The 4,102-nt window shown below is 48.7% G+C and carries 4 protein-coding genes and 2 tRNA genes; all 6 read right to left on the bottom strand.

All coding sequences use genetic code 11. From position 1 onward, the window contains the following. Positions 1 to 169 precede the first annotated feature (169 nt). Positions 170 to 258, bottom strand: a tRNA-Ser gene (locus AC4EVX_RS12700). A 64-nt stretch (positions 259 to 322) separates the two neighbouring features. Next, positions 323 to 408 (bottom strand) — tRNA-Ser (locus tag AC4EVX_RS12695). A 238-nt stretch (positions 409 to 646) separates the two neighbouring features. Continuing rightward, positions 647 to 1,408, bottom strand: a complete 762-nt coding sequence (gene ispD, locus AC4EVX_RS12690) for a 2-C-methyl-D-erythritol 4-phosphate cytidylyltransferase (protein ID WP_308452133.1) — start codon at positions 1,406 to 1,408, stop codon at positions 647 to 649. Positions 1,409 to 1,551: 143 nt separating this feature from the next. Continuing rightward, positions 1,552 to 2,595 (bottom strand): tRNA (adenosine(37)-N6)-threonylcarbamoyltransferase complex transferase subunit TsaD, encoded by a 1,044-nt coding sequence (gene tsaD, locus AC4EVX_RS12685; protein WP_177978913.1) that lies wholly within the window; start codon positions 2,593 to 2,595, stop codon positions 1,552 to 1,554. Positions 2,596 to 2,642: 47 nt separating this feature from the next. After that, positions 2,643 to 3,572, bottom strand: coding sequence for a ribonuclease Z (locus AC4EVX_RS12680; protein ID WP_177978906.1), 930 nt, complete (start codon positions 3,570 to 3,572; stop codon positions 2,643 to 2,645). A 91-nt stretch (positions 3,573 to 3,663) separates the two neighbouring features. Next, positions 3,664 to 3,906 carry a hypothetical protein gene (locus AC4EVX_RS12675; RefSeq protein ID WP_490160336.1) on the bottom strand — a complete coding sequence of 81 codons (243 nt, stop codon included), beginning with the start codon at positions 3,904 to 3,906 and terminating at the stop codon, positions 3,664 to 3,666. Positions 3,907 to 4,102 lie beyond the last annotated feature (196 nt).

The following is a 4,102-nucleotide window of genomic DNA, read 5'->3' as shown; positions in this document are numbered from 1 at the left end:
AGAATTTTCAGGGTTTTAAACACTGTTCAATCTTTCATTTTCAAGGTTCAGTTTTGTTTTTTGCTTGTCTCTTTCAAAACAGCTCGTATATTATATCAAGCTACTTTGTTTTTGTCAAGCGCTTTTTTATCTTTTTTGAAGATACTTTCCGACTTTAAAAAATCGGAAGCGCAGAAGGAGGGATTTGAACCCTCGCGCCGCTATTAACGACCTGCACCCTTTCCAGGGGTGTCCCTTCAGCCTCTTGGGTACTTCTGCAAAGTACCGATGCCTGAACATCAGTTATATCATATTTAATTGGCAGGCTTTCTTGCCTGTCCAGCGGAGAGGGTGGGATTCGAACCCACGCGCCCTTGCGGACAAACGGTTTTCAAGACCGCCTCGTTATGACCACTTCGATACCTCTCCTCAAACGTGCTCTGCTATTTTAACAGAAGTTTTTCCGTTTGTCAAGAGCTTTTTGAAATTATTTTTTAATGTTTTCGCTCCGAACTTTCGTCTCATCCGTTTCCGTTCAGCGCTGCAACGATTAATGATTCTACCACCAACATTTGATTCTGTCAACACTTTTTTCAAACTTTTTTGACATTTTTTTCAAGTACTGAAAAAAGCGTCCTTTTAGCTCTGCTCTCCCTCTACATGCTTGCTAGTCTTCCGCCTTCTTCCGATGTGCCAGAAGCGCCTCCGCGAGCACAAGATCCTCCGGTGTTGTAACTTTCAAATTCTCATAACTTCCAGCCACCAGCTTCACTTTCTGCTTTGTACAACTCTCAACCACCATCGCATCATCCGTAATTCCCTGCTGGAGAGACTCATCCTGCATCAGGCAATCATACGCTCCGCGCACGAGCTCATAGGAAAACGCCTGAGGGGTCTGCACCTGCCAGAGTTTCGAGCGATCCGGTGTCGCCTCTGCATACCCCTTCTCATCTGCAACCTTGATCGTATCCTTCACCGGCATTCCTGCCACACACGCTTTCCACGCAACTGTCTCCTCAGCGATGTGATCAATCATCTGCTCAGTAATCATTGGACGCGCTCCGTCATGAATCAAGACATACTCACAGCCTTTTAACGCCTTTAAGCCCTCATAGACAGAATGATAGCGCTCTTTTCCACCCGGAACGACCGCACAGACCTTTTTCAGATGCAGAGGGGCAAGGATTTCCCGGCGCACATACTCCTCCTCACCTGCACCGACAACAAGCACAATCTGATCCACACAACTTTTCTCAAACGCCTCAAGTGCATGACAGATCAGAGGACGCCCCGCCAAAAGCAGATACTGTTTCTGAACCTTGCTGTGCATCCGCCTTCCCTGCCCACCGGCAAGTACAACCGCACCTACCTGTTTTTCTGTTTTCTCTACCTTCGCCTCCATGCACACACTCTGAGCTGTCCCCTGCATCTTTGTCTCCCCCAGTATTCCTTATTCCTATTTTGATATTTCTATTTTGATATTTCTGTTTCGTTTTTTTCTCGTTTCGTTTCTCTCTCGTGTTCTTTTAAGCAGACATTCTTTTTATTTTACAGCCTTACGGTTTTACAATCTTATCGTTCTCCCAGCTTCAGATTCGGAATCGCATTCAGATCCCAGCTGTGGCGAGTTCCCTTCATGTACTCATAGTAACCTGCAACGCCGATCATTGCCGCATTATCTGTACAGAAAATCGGTGACGGATGATAAAAATGAATTCCCGCCTTATCGCAGGCTTTCTGCATGGCTGTTCTGAGCGCAGAATTGGACGCAACTCCTCCTGCAATCGCGAGACGGTCATATCCATAGTTCTTTGCTGCAAGCACAGCACGGCTGACAAGAGCCTCAACAACCGCATTCTGGAACGATGCCGCCAGATCCGGTACACAGATCTCCTCCCCTGTCATCTTCGCCTTATTGATGTAATTGAGAACCGCTGACTTGATTCCGCTGAAACTGAAATCATACGGACACCCCTCAACCTTTGCGCGCGGAAACTCCATCGCATGAGGATTTCCGTCTTTTGCCGCCTTATCGACCTTCGGACCACCCGGATAGCCGAGCCCAACTGCTCGGGCAACCTTATCAAATGCCTCTCCCGCTGCATCGTCGCGCGTTCTTCCAATGATCTCAAACTCCCCGTAATCCTTCACAATCACCAGATGGGTGTGTCCGCCTGAGACGATCAGACAGACGAACGGTGGTTCCAAATCCAGGTTCTCAATGTAGTTTGCAGACACATGTCCCTCGATGTGATGGACACCAACAAGCGGTTTTTTGGACGCATAAGCGATCGCCTTCGCCTCTGCGACACCGACAAGCAGAGCACCCACAAGACCCGGTCCGTAAGTCACTGCGATCGCGGTGATATCATCCAAGGTCACATTTGCATCTGAGAGTGCCTGCTCAATCACCTGATTGATCTTTTCAATGTGCTTTCTCGACGCAATCTCCGGCACAACTCCGCCAAACTGGGTGTGCAGGGCAATCTGAGAGGAAATCACATTGGAGAGCACCTCTCTGCCGTTTCTCACAACAGAGGCCGCTGTCTCATCGCAGGAACTCTCGATTCCGAGAATCAGAACATCCTTCTCCGCAGTCCCAGCTTTCTCTGTCATCTCTCTCTCTTTTTTCTCTTTCTCTGTATTCTCTGTATCTTCCATCATCATTTCTGTTCTTCTCCGCTCTCTTCCTCAAACATCAGTTCTTTCGTCCAGCCGTCTCGCGCCGCCTTCGCTCTCGGGAAAATCTTTTTCACCTTGTCCATGAACTCATCCGGACGCGTCAGAGACGGACTGTAATGCGTCAGCCACATCTCTCTCGGCTGAGCACGACGTGCGAGATCTGCTGCCTCATACATCGTCATATGGCGGTGTTCTCTCGCCTTCGCCTCTTTCCCATCCTCGCCGTACATGCCTTCGCAGATAAAAAGATCCGCATCCTGCGCATACTCCGCAATCACAGGAACCGGGCGGGTGTCGGTGCAGTACGTCACTCTGAGTCCTCTGCGGTCCGGTCCAAGAACCATATCCGGCGTGTAGGTCACTCCGTCCATCTCAAGCGTCTCACCCTTCTGAAGACGGCTCCATGCCTTCATCGGCACGCCCTGCGCCTTCGCTCTCTCGACGTCAAATTTTCCAGTTCTCGGAATTGAGATCGAGTAACCGTAACAGATTACATTATGATTGACGCGGTAAGCATCAATTGTGTACGGCCCGATCTTGAGCTGTTGTCTCTGCTCCTCCAGTTCAATAAATTTAAGCGGAAACGGAAGCTCCGGCGCAATCACTCTCAGTGCTCCGACCACGCGCTCAAGTCCCTTCGGACCGATTAACGTCAACGGCTCCGTGCGCTCCGCATTTCCCATCGTGAGCAGAAGTCCCGGGAGACCACTGATGTGATCTGCATGATAATGCGTAAAACAGATGACATCAATCGGCTTCGGGCTCCATCCTTTTTCTTTTAACGCAACTTGGGTTCCCTCTCCACAGTCAATCAGCAGACTGCTTCCATCACAGCGCGCCATCATCGCAGTCAGCCATCGATACGGAAGAGGCATCATGCCTCCGGTTCCCAGTAAACAAATATCCAACATAAATGTGTGTTCCTCACTTCTGACAATTATGAACGCACCGAGAATTTAAGATTCTCTCGAGGTTCACGCTTATCAAATGATAACACACCCTTTACATGAATTCAACCTGTTCCTCGGTCTCCACGGCAATCCGAAATCCTGAAATCAGCTCATCATAACAGGATTCGCACAAATCCCATCGTTGGATTTCTCCATCCTTCTCCGAAAAGAAATTCCAGTTTTGGGATGCCTCAAAAAATCCTTCTCTCACAATTCCATTCTTGACAATCAACCTCTTCCCGCACTGATTACAGATCAGTGCACGAATTTCCTCATTCTCCGTATATTTTTTCAAAATCTTTTCCTCACTCTCTCACATTTTATCCAAATCTCTCAGTTCTCTGCGCCGAGTGCGCATTTTCGCGAAGCATTTTTTGTTTCATAGGACGCAATTTCCTAATCGAGTAGGAGGCGGTGACTAACCGCCGTCCTCTCGCACCACCGTGCGTACCGTTCGGTACACGGCGGTTTCAATAGTTGATGTGCATAGA

It is taken from the genome of Brotaphodocola sp. (genome assembly GCF_983179755.1).
The sequence above is the reverse complement of the archived record's forward strand: the minus strand, read 5'-3'. Positions and strand labels throughout refer to the sequence as shown.

Bases quoted from the DNA above. Each gene is read 5' to 3' on its own strand.
- ispD (WP_308452133.1), bottom strand. From the start codon at position 1,408: ATGCAGGGGACAGCTCAGAGTGTGTGCATGGAGGCGAAGGTAGAGAAA.
- tsaD (WP_177978913.1), bottom strand. From the start codon at position 2,595: ATGACAGAGAAAGCTGGGACTGCGGAGAAGGATGTTCTGATTCTCGGA.
- AC4EVX_RS12680 (WP_177978906.1), bottom strand. From the start codon at position 3,572: ATGTTGGATATTTGTTTACTGGGAACCGGAGGCATGATGCCTCTTCCG.